This window comes from Aquimarina addita, from assembly GCF_039539305.1.
Taxonomy (GTDB): domain Bacteria; phylum Bacteroidota; class Bacteroidia; order Flavobacteriales; family Flavobacteriaceae; genus Aquimarina; species Aquimarina addita.
In genome coordinates this window covers 148,449-166,438 of sequence record NZ_BAABCW010000012.1, presented here as the reverse complement: position 1 = coordinate 166,438, position 17,990 = coordinate 148,449, and the positions used below count along the sequence as shown (strand labels likewise).

Below are 17,990 nucleotides of genomic sequence, written 5' to 3'. Positions count from 1 at the left end.
TATAAAAGCTAACTTGCTTTTATAAAATCCCATAAATCTTCGCTAAAATTTACAATCAACAATTAAAATCTGAAAATATACAAAATAAAAAGACTGCCTAAATTACTTTTTAGACAGCCTCTTTTTTCTAATAAATATTTAATATTTTACGCTAAAATCTAGTTAGTAAATAACTTAGAAAGTTCTTGCATTTCCTGAGACTTAGCTGTCATATATTCAGTTAATTTCTGAGCACTTTCTGGAGTAAGTTTTCCAGAAATTTCTTGTGCTTTAGTTCCAAGTTCTGAACCTTTTGTGCTAAGAGCTGCAAAAGCAGTCATGTCTTTGCTTTCAGCTGCTTTTTTGTATTCTGCAAAATACGCTTCGTAAGAATCTACATAAGCTTGTACCGCAGGATCTTCAAAAGTAGGTGCGCTAGTTACAGCGTCTGTTGCTTCTTCTGCAACTTCTTCCATTTTTTCTGCTACAGCTTCTGATGCTTCTTCAGCTGATTCTACAGCATCCGTTGCAGCATTTTCTGCATCTTTTGCAGTTTCTTTACAAGAATAAACTGATACTGCTAACGTTAGAGCAAGAGCTCCTAAAAATAATTTTTTCATAATTGATATAGTTATATGGGTTATTAACGCCAAATTTAGCATTTTATTTTAGATATCAATTTTTTCTGTCAAATATTTCCAATACCGCTTTGGTAGATGTTGTAGGTGCAGCTTGGTGTTTTTTCTGGATTCTATATTCACATGTTGGTAATATACATTCCATAGTTTTTGAAAATCAATTTCCTTTTCATTGTAGTGATCTGCATCTATCGTAGTAAAAGAATCAAAAGTAATAATTTCTACTATTCGTAGATTGTAATAAATTCCATAGTTTCTTTTTGTGTCAAAAATTAACCATTTTTGATCCGCATAACGATCCTTAAAATGTGACGTAATTAAGGGGAGGACATTAAAGTCAGGAGATACAGTAGCAACATAGATATTATCCTTTGTCAATTGAAATCTTACAAAAGCTTCCATTCTATGTTTTTCTCTTCCAACCATTTTAGCAACTTGATTAATTGTAAGAATATCTTTGTTACTATAATTAATGGCAGTAGTTTTGTGCTGTTGAAAAATATATTGAATGTATTTTAAAAGGGTATTTTCTACTCCTTTAATTTCACTAAGAAATGCTTTAAAAAGGTTAGTATGTTGTCGCTTCGAAATTTTAGTTTTAAAACTTTTCCATACTCTTTGTGCTTTTAAGTGTTCGGTAACAATGATTTCTGTAGTAGTGAATAATTCCTGATCAATTTCACTTTCTTTTCTAATAATTGGATGTAATAATTTTTGTTCAAAAACAGCAAATACACAGCATAAAAATCCATCAAAACTTCCGTCATATTTTAATATTGTGTGTTGTTGATTCATACTGTTAAGAAAAAAGGCTTAATTGATTGTTGAAAAGAGCCCTATGTTTACTCTTTGATGATTTCAAAATTTTTTGTTTTAGCATTGTTGGGGTAAGATCCTTACTGTAGAATTCTCTAGAATTACAAATAATAAAGTAAGAGGCGCGGTTCATGGCGATACCTATTGCTTTAAGGTGTGTCCAGTCTAGTTTTCTGAATTTTCTTGCTTGTATGATTTTTGAAACGGATTGCATACCGATACCTGGTATACGAGCAAGCATTTTTTTATCTGCATTATTGATATCAACAGGAAAAAAATGAAGATTACGTAGTGCCCAGCTTAATTTTGGATCAATTTCTAAGTCAAGATTCTGGTATGTTTCATTTAGTAGCTCAGCCACAGAGAAGCCATAAAATCTCAGGAGCCAGTCTGTTTGATACAATCTGTTTTCTCTGAGAATAGGGACCTGAGTTTCAGGACCAGGAAGTCGACTATCTTCTGTGATTGGGATATAACCAGAATAATAAACTCTTCGCATATTGTACTCTTTATAATAATGTGTTGCAGAATACATAATATCTCGGTCACTCTCTCCGGTAGCTCCTATAATCATCTGAGTACTCTGCCCGGAAGGAGCATAGGTAGGTGTACTTTTTAAAATTTTACGTTCAGCCTTGTATTTAATGATTTCATTTTTTACTTTTTTCATCGGTTTTAAGAAATCTTCATGCTTTTTATCCGGAGCCAATAATTTTAGACCCGAAATAGTTGGAATTTCTATATTAACGCTTAGTCTATCAGCATATAGTCCAGCCTCATACATAAGTTCATCACTGGCACCAGGAATGGATTTGAGATGAATATAACCATTAAAATTTTCTTCTTGACGTAGTTTTTTTGCTACAGAAACTAAACGTTCCATAGTGTAATCAGGACTTTTAAAAATACCTGAACTTAGAAATAGACCTTCTATATAATTTCTACGATAAAAATGAATAGTCAAATCTACAACTTCCTGAATCTTAAAAGCTGCTCTTTTAATATCATTACTTTTTCTGGTTATGCAATATGCACAGTCAAAAATGCAGTGGTTAGTCAAAAGAATTTTAAGTAAAGAAACACAACGACCGTCCTCTGTATAGCTGTGGCAAATTCCACTTTGCGTAGTATTTCCCAGCCCCTTTCTATCATTTGCTCTTTTGCTACCGCTGCTGGAGCAGGAAACATCGTACTTGGCAGCATCTGCCAGAATTGATAATTTCTCTTTTATTCTATCAAACGACATACGCGTTTCTTGATAAAAGTTGTACCTGAAATTTTAATGCTCTTATAATTTCTTCTATATCAACTAGAATTTGATAATCTGTAAACCTTAATACTATTATAGCCAAAGAATGGATGTGTAGTTTTTTTGGAGCATCCTGATTATGGATATCCGAATATTCGTGAGCATATCCATCGATTTCTAAAGCAATTTTTAATTCTGGACAATAAAAATCAAAGGAATAATTATCTATTTTATAATTTCTTAAGAAAGAAAAACCTTTTTTAATCAATTCTTTATGTAATTTTTCTGTAGATGACAGAGAATTATTTAATGAATGTTTTATAATAGTTTCCGTTTCTGGTTGATGAAGATTAATATTCATTATCATGAAAGTTTAGTTGACTAGTAATTTTTCCAAATCTATGGAATAATTCCAATATAATAATAATTTAATTGTGTTAAAATTGGAATTATTCCAAAATAAAGTATATTTGTATGGAAGATCATAATGAACTCAACTTGATTATGAATTGAATTTTATATTCTAAACAGACTCATGAGTTGATTACCGTTTATTAATAAACACCAGTAAATAAATTTGAGTTGTATGGATGAATCAACTAACCAAACCATTCATCGCTTTAAACAAATCCGTGAAGAAAATCATTTTACGCAATCTGATTTTGCAAAGGTTTTGGGAATTAAAAGTTCCACGGCGGATATTGAAAGAGGCAAAACCAAAATATCTGGAAAAGTTGTTGCTAAGCTTTTAGAAGAGTTTGGGATCAATCCGCTTTGGTTGTTTGGAGATAGTACACAAAAAAGAATACAGATGCATACGGGAGATGTGGCACCAAAAGTGGTCACTGTCAATGTCGATAATAATGAAAATATTGTATTGGTAAATGTAAAAGCTGCTGCAGGATATCCTAATAATGTTCAGGATGTGGATTGGTATCAGCAATTACCAGCATTTGATATTCCGTTGCCAGAATTCAGAAATGCTACATATCGTGGATTTCAGGTAGAAGGTGATAGTATGCTTCCGATATTAGAACCCAAAGAATGGGTGATAGGAAAAGCTATAAATAATCTGTCAGAACTAAGAAGTAATGCAATTTATGTGATTGTATTAGAAGATAGTGTTGTAGTAAAAAAGGTGCGTAAAAATATGGAAGATGCTACACTTACTTTAGTTTCTATAAATGTTGAATACCTGCCCTATACCATACAAAGTCATCAGATTAAAGAACTCTGGGAAGTGAATAGTAAATTAAGTTTTAATATAGATGCAAATGATACTACAGGCAGTATTAAACAATTACAAGATGCTATGCAATTATTGACTTCAGAAGTAAGAAATTTAAAATCTAATTGATTAAATCACATTTTCTAGCATGTTCTTCTGCTTCTTTAGAAGTTTTGAATAGAAGAATCGGAGTTGTTTTAAAATAATTAATTATTTTAAAAATGCGTTTTTCTTTTCGTTTATGTATGTTTCTGAGATAAATTGCGAGTATTCTATCAGGATATTCCAGAGCTATTTTAGTATAGATATCGGCATCTTTTTCACCACTATCTCCTATTAGAACAAATCGTAGATGAGGATAAAGATTCAGAAGGTTTAAAATTTCTGTTTGTTTATGCTGCTTTTTTGGTTTAGGAATTTTATCAAAGGGTCTTCTAAAATCCCTTAATAGAACCGGGCCTTTTGGAAAATTATTCTTTTTAAGAAATGCGGATAAATAGTCATATAGATTCCAAGGGCTATTACTGACATAAAAAATAGGGTTAATAGCTAATGAGTTTTTGCCGGATTGTAGCTTTTTATAAAAGTTCACAGTGCCTTCTAAGGGAAGCCGTTTATCAAAATTTTTAAAAAAAGTATTAGTAATTACACGCCATTTAAATAGTGAAGCTACTCCTGTGTGTAATATGGTGTCATCAATATCACTAATAATACCGTATTCGGCATCTTTTGAAGGAATCAACATTTCACCCTTAAAAACATTATCATTTATAATTTCTTTTTTTTGTTTTCCATGATATGAAACTGTATAAGAAATCCAATTAGAAGGGCTTGTTTCAATTGTATCTTTGGTAAACTCTTTATCAAAATAATAATATCCCTGACTGTTCGTAGAAGTCATGGTGTTATTTCCGTTAGAAAGATGAAGTTCTATCCCCGCATGGGTAACCTTATCACTTTCGAATTGTTTAAAAATGTTCCATAATGTTCTAAATATGGAAGTGTTTCCGTTGAAATCAATATTTTCTACCTCTAACGCCCGACCCATGGCACGAAGTCTTTTATGGGTTCCATAGCCCAGATAGGTATTGATTCTAATTGGTTTTTTTCTAAACATATGTAATTATGATGTCTGGCAAAGATAAAAAACCCCGCATATTAGCGAGGTTTTTTATCAGTTTTTGTAGTTTTTACTTATTTTTAAGAATGACAACCGGTTCTTTTTGTGAAGTTTGTTTCTCCAATGAATATTTCGTTGATAATGTGTTATGTTCAATGATTTCCGTAGCGCCACTACGTTGAGCAGTCACTTCATTTTTAGCTTCATGATTACCAAGAATTGGAGCAATAACCAGACCTATCAGGCAAGTTAATTTAATTAGAATATTCATTGATGGACCCGATGTATCCTTAAAAGGATCTCCAACAGTATCACCAGTAACAGCAGCTTTATGAGCGTCAGAACCTTTATATGTCATAACACCATCGATTTCTACACCAGCTTCAAATGATTTCTTAGCGTTATCCCAGGCACCACCAGCATTGTTCTGAAAAATAGCCCACATCACACCAGAAACACATACACCAGCCATATAACCTCCTAAAGGTTCTGCACCAAATAATAAGCCAACAATGATCGGAGTGATTATTGTGATGAGTCCGGGTAGTATCATTTCTTTTAAAGCTGCTTTTGTCGAGATATCAACACATTTAGCATATTCTGGTGTTCCTGTACCTTCCATAATACCGGGGATCTCTTTGAATTGTCTGCGTACTTCATGTACCATTTCCATTGCTGCCTTTCCAACCGATTGCATAGCTAATGCAGAAAATATAACAGGAATCATTCCACCCACAAATAACATAGCTAATACGTCTGCTTTAAAAATATTAATCCCGTCAATTCCAGTAAAAGTTACATAGGCAGCAAATAATGCTAAAGCAGTTAAAGCAGCAGAAGCAATAGCAAAGCCTTTACCTACAGCGGCGGTCGTATTACCTACAGAATCCAATATATCTGTTCGTTCACGGACATGATCTTCAAGTTCACTCATCTCTGCAACACCTCCTGCATTATCTGCTATAGGTCCAAAAGCATCTACTGCTAATTGCATAGCAGTAGTAGCCATCATTGCGGATGCTGCTAATGCTACACCATAGAATCCAGCTAATTCATAGGAGCCATAGATGGCTGCTGCAAATAATATAACAGATAAAAATGTAGATTTCATCCCAACAGCTAGTCCGGCAATAATATTAGTAGCTGCACCGGTAGCACTGTTTTTAACAATATCCATAACAGGCTTTTTTCCTAAACTTGTATAATAAGCCGTCACAACAGAGATTAATGCACCTACAGCAAGGCCTATAAGAGCTGCATAAAAGACATTCATAGATGATATGATTCTTGCATTTTCTTCTCCAAAGAAATTCATCTGCATAGTCTCTGGAAGCATAAGATCAATTAAAAAGTAGCTGGCGATTACAGTTAAAATAATAGACCCCCAGTTTCCTATATCCAATGCTTTTTGTACCTGTGCTTCCTTTGCCTCATTATTTTTAATACTTACTAAAAATGTACCTATAATTGAAGCTAGAATTCCAACACCTGCAATAACAATCGGTAATAAGATTGGTCCCATATTTCCAAAATTATCAGTAAAAGGAGTGTTTGTTTCTATAGAAATATCTCGTATTAGATAATTTCCTAATACCATAGCTGCTAATACGGTTGCAACGTAAGAGCCAAATAAATCAGCGCCCATACCCGCGACATCACCTACATTATCTCCAACATTGTCGGCAATTGTGGCAGGGTTACGAGGGTCGTCTTCTGGGATACCAGCTTCTACTTTACCCACAAGATCAGCTCCTACATCTGCAGCTTTGGTATAAATACCTCCTCCTACACGTGCAAATAATGCAATGGATTCTGCACCAAGCGAAAAACCAGCTAGCGCTTCCAGAACAATAGTCATATCGGTATAAAAAGTACTTGGGTTCCCCATAAATTGAGTGGTGAAAAACATAAATAGTAAACTGAGTCCTAAAACAGCCAGTCCTGCCACGCCAAGTCCCATCACCGTGCCACCACCAAAAGAAACTTTTAGGGCTTGCGGAAGACTTGTTTTTGCAGCTTCTGCTGTCCTGGCATTAGCTTCTGTAGCAATCCGCATACCAATATTTCCGGCTAATGCTGAAAAAATGGCACCGATAATAAATGCTGGGATAATCATCCAACTTGTAGTATCTACCAGCATAGAGATTACATATAATGCAATAGAGGCAATTACTACAAAGATCAACAATAACCTATATTCTGCAGCTAGGAATGCTAAAGCACCTTCTTTAATACTCTTAGAAATTTGTTGCATCTTTTCATTACCAGGAGCTTGCTTCTTAACCCAGATCATTTTTAGAAACATAAAAAGTAAGCCCAACATTGCCAAAACTATCGGCAAAAAAATCATATTTGATTGCATAAAAGTGTTTTTAATTAGTTGTATGTGTGAAAGTCTAAATGTAATAAAATCATATAAATATAAAAAGCGCAATATTTAAGGATAAATATTGCGCTTTTTATATTTTTTAAGTCTTTATTTAGTAAATGCTAAATAATCCTTCAGGTTTATCAGGTATATCTTCAAAACGTTGAATACTTGTTTTGATAATTTCTTTAGCTTCTGCTAGATCTCCCCAACCGCCTACATCTACTTTTTTCTTCTCCAAATCTTTGTATACTCTAAAAAAGTGCTCTATTTCTTTTATTAGGTGTGGATTTAATTCTTTAAGATCTTCAATCTGACTTGCTACAGGGTCTGAAACAGGAACACATATAATTTTTTCATCAGGTCCTTTCTCATCGGTCATGTGAAAAACGCCAATAGGTTTTACTTCCATCACACAACCAGGAAATGTAGGTTCTGTTACTAAAACCAATACATCTAGCGGATCTCCATCTAAAGCTAAAGTTTCTGGCATAAATCCATAATCTGCCGGATACATCATAGATGAAAAAATCATACGATCGTATCGGATTTTTTTTATTTCAAAATCATATTCGTATTTATTCCTACTTCCTTTAGGAATTTCTATTAATACATCAAAAGTTTCTCGAGTTGTGGTGCTCATAGGTATGCTCATTTTTATAGTCGCCAAATATAGGGATAACACAGGTCGGTTAAAATTTATAATTAAGAATAATTGTTTTTTTTAGCAAAATTTTAAGGTTATGAAAGACCAGAACGTTTTTCTATGGGCTGTTTTAGTAATTTCGCAATATGAAAAGGAAAACTAAAAAGCAATGTTTTTATAAATTTGATAAGAAAATGAGAATATTGTTTACCTAATGGTTTTCTTATTTAACATAATGAAAAATGTTTTATTGATTAGTTTAAAAAAGACTGCAAATGATACAGACAATTTTTTAATTGCCTACAATAATTAATAGGAGTTGTTTAGTATGTTAGTATGAAATAAGGCAACACAAAACCAGAAGTTAAATAGTTATAAAAACTAAAAATAAAAGCCAAAAGATCCGGTAATACCAAAGTTTCTGGCATCTGGATTATCGAAATAGTTTCCTCTAAAATGAAAATCTATTCTGAATATTTTGAAAATATTTCCTACACCAGCACTATATTCCCAATAAGCTTCGTTATTAGGAGCTCCTACTGTTTGTAAAAATCCAGAGGCATCCAGTGCAATATTTTCATCAGAGAGTTCACCCCACACGCCTCTTACACCAACCAATTCTCTCAAATTCAGTTCTCTAAGAAGTGGAATTCTTGAGAATATCCTACCTCCAAAATTATGTTCTAAATGTAAAGATGCATAGGTGTCTGTAACAAATTCGTAAAAGTTGAGTAGCGGAAAAGTGTTTTGAATAGATAAATAAGTTTGATTTCCTGGGACTACGCTGAGTAATCCTAGCGGAACTTCTCCAAATGTTTTTCCTAATTCTAATGAACTCGTTAATCTGCCAAAACCACCAATATTCCATGGTTGTTGATATAGAAATTGTATTTTTTGATATTCAAAATCACTTTCCAGGATTCCTTTTATTCCAGTGCTATAGTTTAAAAAGAGTTGTGCATAGTCACCATCATTAATAATGATTCTATCTACACCATAGCCGGTAGTTTTTCTACCTGGAGAATAAGTGAGGTTTGTGGCAATTTCCGTTTGTTTAATTTTTGTGCGAAGTTCATTAGTTTCAGGATCTAAGAAGTCTAGGCTAAATAAAGAGCGATCTGCAGGTTCTAATGTTCTAAAAGATCCTGAAACACCTACTGTAAAATTTTTCCTGGGTTCAATTTGTAAAGAAAATGCAGAAAGATTAATAGCCGTAAGTCTGCTATTATCACCTGTTGCTACGATAGAAGAGGAAGCAAGGCTTCTCCCTTCTACATCGTTAGTATTGGTGAGACTAGCACCCAGTTGTTCGACATCATTTCGATTTCCGGCAGAAACAATCAGTCTCGATTTTCTATCCACCAGATATTTTCCTGAAATACCATATTTGAATTTCTGATCTTTAAATCCATACGCTCCATAACCTTCTATACGCCATCGATCATTTGCTGTGAAATAGGTTCTCCCGCCTAATCTAACTCTAAATCCTTCTATGGTATTATATCCGATAGTATTAAACAAAGGGCCAAAATCAAAACCATTAAAGTCAACATAACCCGAGGCTAATATGGTTCCCACATTATAAAGGCGTTTAAAAGCTTTTACTGTTTTTAGTGTGTCAAGTAATTCATATACTTTTTGCTCGTCTTTATTAAGAGATTCCATTCTGGCATTTTGCCAGAAAGTATCTTCCCGATTATAAATGTCTTTATCATAAGGATCTACTTGGCTTTGATAGAATTTTTTATCTTTTTTCTGATCAAATTTATAATTATCATATAATGTAGTTCGCTTACCATAAACACCTCTGGATTTTTCTTTTTTACTAAATGCAAAGTCAGATTGAAAATAATCTTTGGTAATTAAAAATATAGAATCATTCAAAACATCAAATTCTTGCTCAATGTATAAATCTTTAACCCAATTAATATTGGCACTTTTAGTAACCTCCAGATTGATTTCCTTAATTGCCCAAGTACTATCATTTACCCAAAAGTCTCCCTTAAAGGTTAACTCGTTTTCCCTTCTGGGGTAATAAATAATATTATAACACCATTTATTGTCAATATAAGCGCTATCAGATAACACATAATTATACACACTAATCCCAGTTTTTGATAAAGGACTAGTAAAACTTTTATCAAAGAATTTTAGATAATTTTCGTAAATATCATAATCAGAATAAAGATCTTTTACAAAGGCAATAAGTGTTTGATTGTCACTGAAACCTGCATTTTTATTCCCTGTCAGAACTTCTTTAAATTCATTAAGTTCATTGTCACCATAAGCTTTTGATAATGCTTCATTTAGAAAGATAGGCAAATATGTCTTTCCGGATATTCGCGAAGTATCGATATCTTCAAAAATAAACTCCATACCATTAAATACTCTGCTATTTATCAAAGCACTATCTATAGTATTAAGATCAAATTCTAATTTTTCGTATTTGTCGTAGGCGTATTGCTTGAATTTTTTTACTCCATTTTCCCTTCGATTCTCCCATATTTTACGAAGGATATCAAGAGCAGGGTTGTTTTTTTTGGATGTTTTTCCCTTATAAATAACTACTGCATCCAGCGCTGCTGCTTCTTCTTCTAATGTGATCTCCATCTCATACGTAGTACGCTTAGTAAGTTCTATTATTTTGGTTTCAAAACCAATAAAAGAAACTTTGAGGCTACTGTGATTTTGGTCTGATTCCATGTAGAATTTCCCATTTTCATCAGTAATTGTACCAATGGTAGAGTTTACAAAAACGATATTGGCAAACGGGACAGATTGTTTATTACTATCATAGACATATCCGCTCACTTTTGTTTGTGCAGATAAAAAAGAAATGCCTATTACAAAAAATAAAACCCCTAAAACCCAATATCTCATCTACTAAATTTAAACGTATATATGTAACGATGTAAAAAGCTAATTTTGACGTCGCAATTATCAAGCCGTTTTTTTTAATTTAACAACTTTATAAAATTACAGAACGCAAAGAAAGGGGGTTCATTTTATTTATACATTACTTTTTTGACAGCTTTAACAACATCTTCACTATTAGGAATCCACTGTTCTAATAAAACAGGAGAATAAGGAGTTGGTGTATCAGCCGTATTTATTTTTAAGATAGGTGCATCTAGATAGTCAAATATATTGGATTGAACCTGATATGTAATTTCTGAAGCGATGTTGGCAAGTGGCCAGGCTTCTTCAAGAATTACGAGTCTGTTTGTTTTCTTTACTGATGTAAAAATTGCATCTAGATCAAGAGGGCGAACTGTTCTAAGATCTATCACTTCACAAGAAATATTTTCTTTTGCTAATTTATCAGCAGCTGTATATGCTTCTTTAATAATTTTTCCAAAAGAAACAATCGTTACATCCGTACCTTCTCTTTTAGTTTCTGCAACCCCAATTGGGATTGTATATTCTCCTTCAGGTACCTCTCCTTTGTCACCATACATCTGCTCACTCTCCATAAAAATGACAGGATCATTATCACGAATGGCAGATTTTAGTAATCCTTTGGCATCTTTTGGATTAGAAGGAATAACAACTTTAAGCCCCGGGGTGTTAGCAAACCAGTTTTCAAAAGCTTGCGAGTGTGTTGCGCCTAGCTGTCCTGCAGAAGCTGTGGGGCCTCTAAACACAATAGGAATGTTAAATTGACCACCGCTCATCTGACGCATTTTTGCTGCATTATTGATGATCTGATCAATACCGACCAAAGCAAAATTAAACGTCATATATTCTACAATTGGACGATTACCTAGCATAGCGCTTCCAATAGCAATTCCAGAAAACCCTAGTTCAGAAATAGGAGTATCAATTACCCTTTCTTCACCAAATTCATCAAGCATTCCTTTACTAGCTTTATAAGCTCCATTATATTCTGCAACTTCTTCTCCCATTAAATAAATGGAATCATCTTTACGCATTTCTTCGCTCATTGCTTCGCAAATTGCCTCTCTGAATTGTATTGTCTTCATTTATAAATAATTATTTTTGTGCTATACGAAAGGCAAAAATAGGAATTAAAATGCTGTACTAATCATGTAATAAAGAAAAATTTACTATGCATGCATAGTAAATTCGACATTTTATTTGTACCTTCGCTTTTATTATTAAATTCTCAAAAAACACCTATATAAAATGAAGATATTAGTTTGTATTAGTCATGTGCCAGACACAACTTCTAAAATTAATTTTACAGACGGAGATACTAAGTTTGATACTAATGGAGTACAGTTTGTAATAAATCCTAATGATGAGTTCGGATTAACCAGGGCAATGTGGTTTAAAGAAAAACAAGGTGCATCTGTTGATGTTGTTAATGTCGGAGGTCCAGAAACAGAGCCAACATTGCGTAAAGCGCTTGCTATAGGGGCGGATAGTGCGATTAGAATAAATACAGAGGCTACAGATGGTTTTTATGTAGCAAAACAATTAGCTAAAGTAGTTCAGGACGGAGGATACGATCTTATAATAGCAGGTCGTGAATCCATTGATTATAATGGAGGAATGGTACCAGGTATGATTGCAGGTCTTATCAATGCTAATTTTGTGAATACTTGTATTGGTTTAGAAATAGAAGGAGATACGGCTACAGCAATTCGTGAGATTGATGGAGGTAAAGAAACTTCAACTGCTTCATTACCTCTGGTGATTGGTGGTCAAAAAGGATTGGTGGAAGAAAGTGATCTTCGAATTCCTAATATGAGGGGTATAATGATGGCTCGTAAAAAACCATTGACTGTCTTAGAACCTGTTGAATCAGGTAAAGAAACAACAACGGTAAAATTTGAAAAACCGCTACCAAAAGGAGAAGTTACTCTGGTATCTGCTGATGAGGTAGGTAAATTGGTAGAATTGTTGCATAATGAGGCAAAAGCGATATAATAGAATAAAATAATACCTTAATTGTAGGTTCAACATAAAAAAATAATATATGTCAGTTTTAGTATATACAGAAAGTGAAGGTGGTGCATTTAAAAAGTCAGCTTTTGAGGTTGCTTCTTATGCTAAAGGAGTTGCCACGATGCTGGGGACTAGTGTTACTGCTGTAAGTTTTAATGCAGATAATAGTGGTGATTTAGGAAACTATGGAGTGGATAAAGTTTTGGAGATCAAAAACGATAAACTATCAACTTTTAATGCCAAAGCATATACTGATGCTTTAAAACAAGCAGCAGAAAAAGAAGAAGCAAAAGTTGTAGTTGTTAGTTCTAGTGCTGATAGTAAGTTTTTGGCATCCCTATTGGCAATACATTTAAATGCAGGATATGCATCTAATGTGGTTGCTTTGCCTGAGAGTACTTCTCCATTTACCGTAAAGCGCACGGCTTTTACTAATAAAGCATTTAGCATTACAGAAATGACTACGGATGCAAAGATTATAGGGTTGTCTAATAATGCTTTTGGTTTAAAAGAAATTTCCGGAGCAGCAACAGCAGAGGCTTTTGAACCATCATTGTCTGATCAGGATTTTGCTGTAAATGTAGTTTCTGTCGATAAGGCTACAGATAAAGTGTCTATAGCTGATGCAGAGATTGTGGTTTCAGCTGGGCGAGGATTGAAAGGGCCTGAGAATTGGGGAATGATTGAAGAATTGGCTGATGTATTAGGTGCTGCTACAGCTTGCTCTAAGCCAGTAAGTGACCTGGGATGGAGACCTCACGGAGAACACGTGGGTCAAACTGGTAAGCCGGTAGCTTCTAATTTATATATTGCTATTGGAATTTCTGGTGCTATCCAGCATCTTGCGGGAATTAACTCCAGTAAAGTAAAAGTAGTCATTAATAATGATCCTGAAGCTCCTTTCTTTAAGGCAGCAGATTACGGTATAGTAGGAGATGCCTTTGAGGTGGTACCTACTCTTATTGAAAAATTAAAAGAATTTAAGGAAAATAACGCATAATTTTTTTTAAATTGCGACCAGTAAAGGGCTGTTTGAACTCAGGTATATGTCCGTTTTGTTCAAACAGCTTTTTTTATTGATTTTTACACTATGAGTTTAGTTCGTCTGAACATTAAAGGGATATCTTACAGCCAAACCCAAAATGGGGCATATGCGCTGATTTTAAGTGAAATAGATGGAGAGCGAAAGTTGCCAATAGTTATTGGAGCTTTTGAAGCACAGTCTATTGCTATTGCGTTAGAAAAAGAAATTAAGCCTCCCAGACCTTTAACCCACGATCTTTTTAAGAATTTTGCAGATAGGTTTGATATTGTTGTCAAACAAGTGATTATTCATAAATTAGTAGATGGTGTTTTTTATTCCAGTATTATTTGTGAACGTGATAAGATAGAAGAAATTATTGATGCCAGGACCAGCGATGCTATTGCATTAGCTTTACGCTTCCAGGCTCCTATATTTACTTATAAAAATATACTTGATCAAGCTGGGATTTATCTAAAAGTGAATCCTAAGAACGAAGATGATACTAATCCTGAAAATCTATTAATGGACGAGTTAATTTCAGATGATGTAGAGATGGTAGGTAAAGAAACAAATTATAAGGAATTGTCGTTAGAGGAGTTGCATAAAATGTTAGAGCAAGCGGTTGGTGATGAAGATTATGAATTGGCAGCCAGAGTCAGAGACGAGATTTCTAAAAGAGGGTAACCTTATTTTTTAGTATTGAATAAAATCAATGCATTAAATTTATATCATAACGAAAAGGTTATTTCTATCATAAATAGTTTTGCTTATTTCGTTTGTAATCAAATTAATTTATCAATTAAATGAAAAAAGTACTATTTTTTCTATTACTCTCCTTATGTACTTTTACTACAATTTTTGCCCAATCCATTGAGAAAACATGGATGTTGCAAAGTGTTGAGGGAAGTACCGATACAATTTTTGATACAGGAAAAAAAGATTATTTAGAATTAGGTAATGGACAATTCTCATATTCCTTTTATGACGGTTTAGAAGTTTTTACTGGTGATTATGTGTTTCAAAACAATGTTTTATTATTATTTCCAGAGACAGCGAATGACTCAATTATCAAATATAGAATTGATAAAGTTACCGATTCTACTTTAGTATTGCTCAAAAGAAATGTATTGTATTCATTGGCTACTGAAAAAGAAGTTGCAGAGGTAGCTACAGTTATCGCAGAAAATGAACTAATACCTAGTAAAGGTTTTTCTTTTACAAGCTTATGGAGAGGTGTTCTGGGGATGGTAGTGTTATTACTTATTGCATTTTTATTTAGTAGTAATCGAAAAGCAATTAATTGGAAAACGGTTTGTGTTGGATTAGCAGGGCAATTAGTATTAGCGTTTGGCGTACTTAAAGTTCCTTTTATACAATCTGTTTTTAATTTTATAGGTAAGATTTTTAATGAAATACTGTTGTATACTCAGGCAGGTAGTGAGTTTCTTTTAGGAGGAATGATGGATGTAGAGAGTTATGGATTTATATTTCTCTTTCAGGTATTGCCTACAATCATATTTTTTTCTGCGTTGACTTCTATTTTATTTTATTTTGGAATTATACAAGTTGTGGTAAAAGGTATGGCTTGGATTCTTACAAAGCTGATGGGAATATCCGGAGCTGAAAGTTTGAGTGTAGCAGGGAATATATTTTTAGGACAAACGGAAGCACCGTTAATGATTAAGGCGTATTTAGAGCAGATGACACGCTCTGAGATTCTTTTGGTAATGGTAGGAGGGATGGCTACTGTTGCAGGAGGCGTGTTAGCAGCTTATATAGGCTTTCTTGGAGGTAATGACGAACAATTAAGATTGGAGTTTGCACGGCACCTTTTAGCGGCGTCAGTTATGGCAGCTCCAGGAGCTATTGTAATTTCGAAAATATTATTTCCTCAAACTGAAAAAATTGATCGTACTATTGAGGTTACGCAAGATAAGATTGGCTCTAATGTCTTAGATGCGATTTCAAACGGAACTACAGAAGGCTTAAAATTAGCAGCAAATGTTGGTGCAATGCTTTTAGTATTTGTAGCTTTAATAGCTATGTTAAACGGTATGTTAGGATGGTTTGGTGAAGTAACGACTTTTAATACTTTTATTTCAGAACATACACCTTATAAAAGTTTTTCGCTGGAATCTATTTTGGGAACAGTGTTCGCTCCTTTAATGTGGTTAATAGGAGTTGCTAAAGAGGATATGATGTTAATGGGGCAATTATTGGGTATTAAATTAGCAGCGAGTGAGTTTGTAGGCTATATCCAATTAGCTGATCTTAAAAACCCCAGTAGCTCATTACACCTTACTTATAGTAAATCTGTTATTATGGCTACCTATATGCTTTGCGGATTTGCTAATTTTGCATCGATTGGGATTCAGATTGGAGGAATTGGTTCATTAGTACCAGGCCAAAGAAAGACACTTTCTGAATTTGGAATGAAAGCTCTCATCGGTGGAACTATCGCTTCTTTACTTTCTGCAACGATTGCAGGAATGATTATTGGGTAAATAATGGTTAATTTTTTGTTAATGAAATAATTTTCAGATTGTTTTTATAACTATTTCATAATCTATATATTAAACGATATTTCAAGATCTATTTTTTGTATATTTGACTCGATTTATCAAATTTAGAGGGAAATAAGTTGTAAGGAATTATGAAACAATATATTGATTTAGTACGTCACGTCCTTGCTAATGGGAATGAGAAAGGAGATCGTACAGGAACCGGAACTAAAAGTGTTTTTGGATATCAAATGAGGTTTGATCTCAGTGAAGGCTTTCCGATGGTTACTACTAAAAAATTACATCTCAAATCCATTGTTCATGAATTACTATGGTTTTTAAAAGGAGATACAAATGTGAAATATCTTCAGGAAAATGGGGTTCGAATATGGAATGAATGGGCAGATGATCACGGTGATCTTGGACCCGTATATGGATATCAATGGCGTAATTGGAATGGTGACGAAATTGATCAGATTAAAGAAGTTGTAGAAAGTCTAAAAAAAAATCCAAATAGTAGACGTATGTTAGTGTCTGCCTGGAACCCTAGCGTACTTCCAGATACTTCAAAATCGTTTTCAGAAAATGTAAGCAATGGTAAAGCTGCATTGCCGCCTTGTCATGCATTTTTTCAATTTTATGTAGCAGACGGTAAACTTTCTTGTCAATTGTATCAACGGAGTGCAGATATATTCCTAGGAGTTCCTTTTAACATAGCTTCTTATGCGCTTTTTACTATGATGATGGCTCAGGTATGCGGCTATGAACCGGGTGAATTTATCCATACATTTGGAGATGCTCATATTTATAATAACCACATTGAACAACTAGAGCTACAATTGTCAAGAACACCTAAAGTATTGCCTACTATAACATTAAATCCAGAAGTAAAAGATATCTTTGGCTTTGTTTTTGATGACTTTATATTGAATGACTATAACCCGCACCCTCATATTAAAGGTGCAGTAGCTATTTAACCTATACTTTTATTAACCCCAAATCACCAATTGTATGAATAAACTATTACTAGTTTTATTAATTTTAAGCATTAACTTTTCTTTTGCTCAAGAAGAAGATGGTGGGATACTACTATCCAGTGAGAGCGCGAATGGAAAAGGGATTACACCACTTTGGCCAAAATGTGAAGATTCGAGACAAACTCCTATTAACTGTTTTAATAATAATTTAAGGAATCATATAATTAAAATTTTTAGATACCCTGAAGCCGCTCGAGAAGAGGGTTTAGAAGGAACTATAACCGTAGAATTTATTATTAATAAAAAAGGAAAAGTGGAAGTAATAGATGTCAAAGACGGACATAGATATCTCCAGAGAGAAGCGGTGAGAATTATCAAAACAATTCCTAAAATGGATGAACCTGCAAAATGGGGTAATAAACCTATATCAGTTGCATATACAGTTCCTATTACCTTCATTAAACCAAAATAAAAATTGATTTTTTAACATTGGATTAACTTAGTTAAAAAGTTTTTCAATAGAAAAATTATTA

General features: G+C 33.6%; 16 protein-coding genes. 7 read left to right on the top strand and 9 right to left on the bottom strand.

What is annotated here, in order from left to right:
* Positions 1-158: 158 nt before the first annotated feature.
* The 4 genes from ABD816_RS14985 to ABD816_RS14970 are packed head-to-tail and all read right to left on the bottom strand — an operon-like array spanning position 159 to position 3,043.
* Positions 159-599: a hypothetical protein gene (locus ABD816_RS14985; protein ID WP_344928757.1), complete on the bottom strand. Its 441-nt coding sequence runs from the start codon at positions 597-599 to the stop codon at positions 159-161.
* 48 nt (positions 600-647) lie between these two features.
* A complete protein-coding gene (locus ABD816_RS14980) occupies positions 648-1,412 on the bottom strand; it encodes a TIGR03915 family putative DNA repair protein (protein WP_344928755.1) in 765 nt (254 codons plus the stop codon).
* Positions 1,413-1,416: 4 nt separating this feature from the next.
* A complete protein-coding gene (locus ABD816_RS14975; protein WP_344928753.1) occupies positions 1,417-2,679 on the bottom strand; it encodes a putative DNA modification/repair radical SAM protein in 1,263 nt (420 codons plus the stop codon).
* On the bottom strand, positions 2,669-3,043 hold the full coding sequence (locus tag ABD816_RS14970; protein WP_344928752.1) for an endonuclease domain-containing protein: 375 nt from the start codon (positions 3,041-3,043) through the stop codon (positions 2,669-2,671). The genes ABD816_RS14975 and ABD816_RS14970 overlap by 11 nt, the downstream gene beginning before the upstream one ends.
* 225 nt (positions 3,044-3,268) lie before the next feature.
* Between ABD816_RS14970 and ABD816_RS14965 the strand changes: the two genes are divergently transcribed.
* Complete coding sequence (locus ABD816_RS14965) at positions 3,269-4,039, top strand: XRE family transcriptional regulator (RefSeq protein WP_344928750.1); 771 nt, start codon at positions 3,269-3,271, stop codon at positions 4,037-4,039.
* Here the strand turns inward: ABD816_RS14965 and ABD816_RS14960 are convergent.
* The 5 genes from ABD816_RS14960 to ABD816_RS14940 all read right to left on the bottom strand — a co-directional run bounded on the left by ABD816_RS14960 (position 4,032) and on the right by ABD816_RS14940 (position 12,027).
* Complete coding sequence (locus ABD816_RS14960; protein ID WP_344928748.1) at positions 4,032-5,027, bottom strand: App1 family protein phosphatidate phosphatase; 996 nt, start codon at positions 5,025-5,027, stop codon at positions 4,032-4,034. The genes ABD816_RS14965 and ABD816_RS14960 overlap by 8 nt on opposite strands.
* A 73-nt stretch (positions 5,028-5,100) precedes the next feature.
* Positions 5,101-7,392: a sodium-translocating pyrophosphatase gene (locus ABD816_RS14955; protein ID WP_344928747.1), complete on the bottom strand. Its 2,292-nt coding sequence runs from the start codon at positions 7,390-7,392 to the stop codon at positions 5,101-5,103.
* 118 nt (positions 7,393-7,510) lie between these two features.
* Positions 7,511-8,041 carry an inorganic diphosphatase gene (locus ABD816_RS14950; RefSeq protein WP_344928746.1) on the bottom strand — a complete coding sequence of 177 codons (531 nt, stop codon included), beginning with the start codon at positions 8,039-8,041 and terminating at the stop codon, positions 7,511-7,513.
* Between the two features lie 384 nt (positions 8,042-8,425).
* Positions 8,426-10,924 carry a DUF5686 and carboxypeptidase-like regulatory domain-containing protein gene (locus tag ABD816_RS14945; protein WP_344928745.1) on the bottom strand — a complete coding sequence of 833 codons (2,499 nt, stop codon included), beginning with the start codon at positions 10,922-10,924 and terminating at the stop codon, positions 8,426-8,428.
* A 125-nt stretch (positions 10,925-11,049) separates the two neighbouring features.
* A complete protein-coding gene (locus tag ABD816_RS14940; RefSeq protein ID WP_344928743.1) occupies positions 11,050-12,027 on the bottom strand; it encodes a pyruvate dehydrogenase complex E1 component subunit beta in 978 nt (325 codons plus the stop codon).
* Between the two features lie 163 nt (positions 12,028-12,190).
* Here ABD816_RS14940 and ABD816_RS14935 point away from each other — a divergent pair, with 163 nt between their 5' ends.
* The 6 genes from ABD816_RS14935 to ABD816_RS14910 all read left to right on the top strand — a co-directional run bounded on the left by ABD816_RS14935 (position 12,191) and on the right by ABD816_RS14910 (position 17,929).
* Positions 12,191-12,937 carry an electron transfer flavoprotein subunit beta/FixA family protein gene (locus ABD816_RS14935; RefSeq protein ID WP_344928741.1) on the top strand — a complete coding sequence of 249 codons (747 nt, stop codon included), beginning with the start codon at positions 12,191-12,193 and terminating at the stop codon, positions 12,935-12,937.
* A gap of 49 nt (positions 12,938-12,986) precedes the next feature.
* Positions 12,987-13,955, top strand: coding sequence for an electron transfer flavoprotein subunit alpha/FixB family protein (locus ABD816_RS14930; RefSeq protein WP_344928739.1), 969 nt, complete (start codon positions 12,987-12,989; stop codon positions 13,953-13,955).
* 90 nt (positions 13,956-14,045) lie between these two features.
* A complete protein-coding gene (locus tag ABD816_RS14925) occupies positions 14,046-14,663 on the top strand; it encodes a bifunctional nuclease family protein (RefSeq protein WP_344928737.1) in 618 nt (205 codons plus the stop codon).
* Positions 14,664-14,782: 119 nt separating this feature from the next.
* On the top strand, positions 14,783-16,483 hold the full coding sequence (locus tag ABD816_RS14920; protein WP_344928735.1) for a NupC/NupG family nucleoside CNT transporter: 1,701 nt from the start codon (positions 14,783-14,785) through the stop codon (positions 16,481-16,483).
* 149 nt (positions 16,484-16,632) lie between these two features.
* Entirely contained in the window at positions 16,633-17,457 is an 825-nt protein-coding gene (locus tag ABD816_RS14915; protein ID WP_344928733.1) for a thymidylate synthase, read from the top strand.
* Positions 17,458-17,491: 34 nt separating this feature from the next.
* Positions 17,492-17,929: an energy transducer TonB gene (locus tag ABD816_RS14910; RefSeq protein ID WP_344928730.1), complete on the top strand. Its 438-nt coding sequence runs from the start codon at positions 17,492-17,494 to the stop codon at positions 17,927-17,929.
* Positions 17,930-17,990 lie beyond the last annotated feature (61 nt).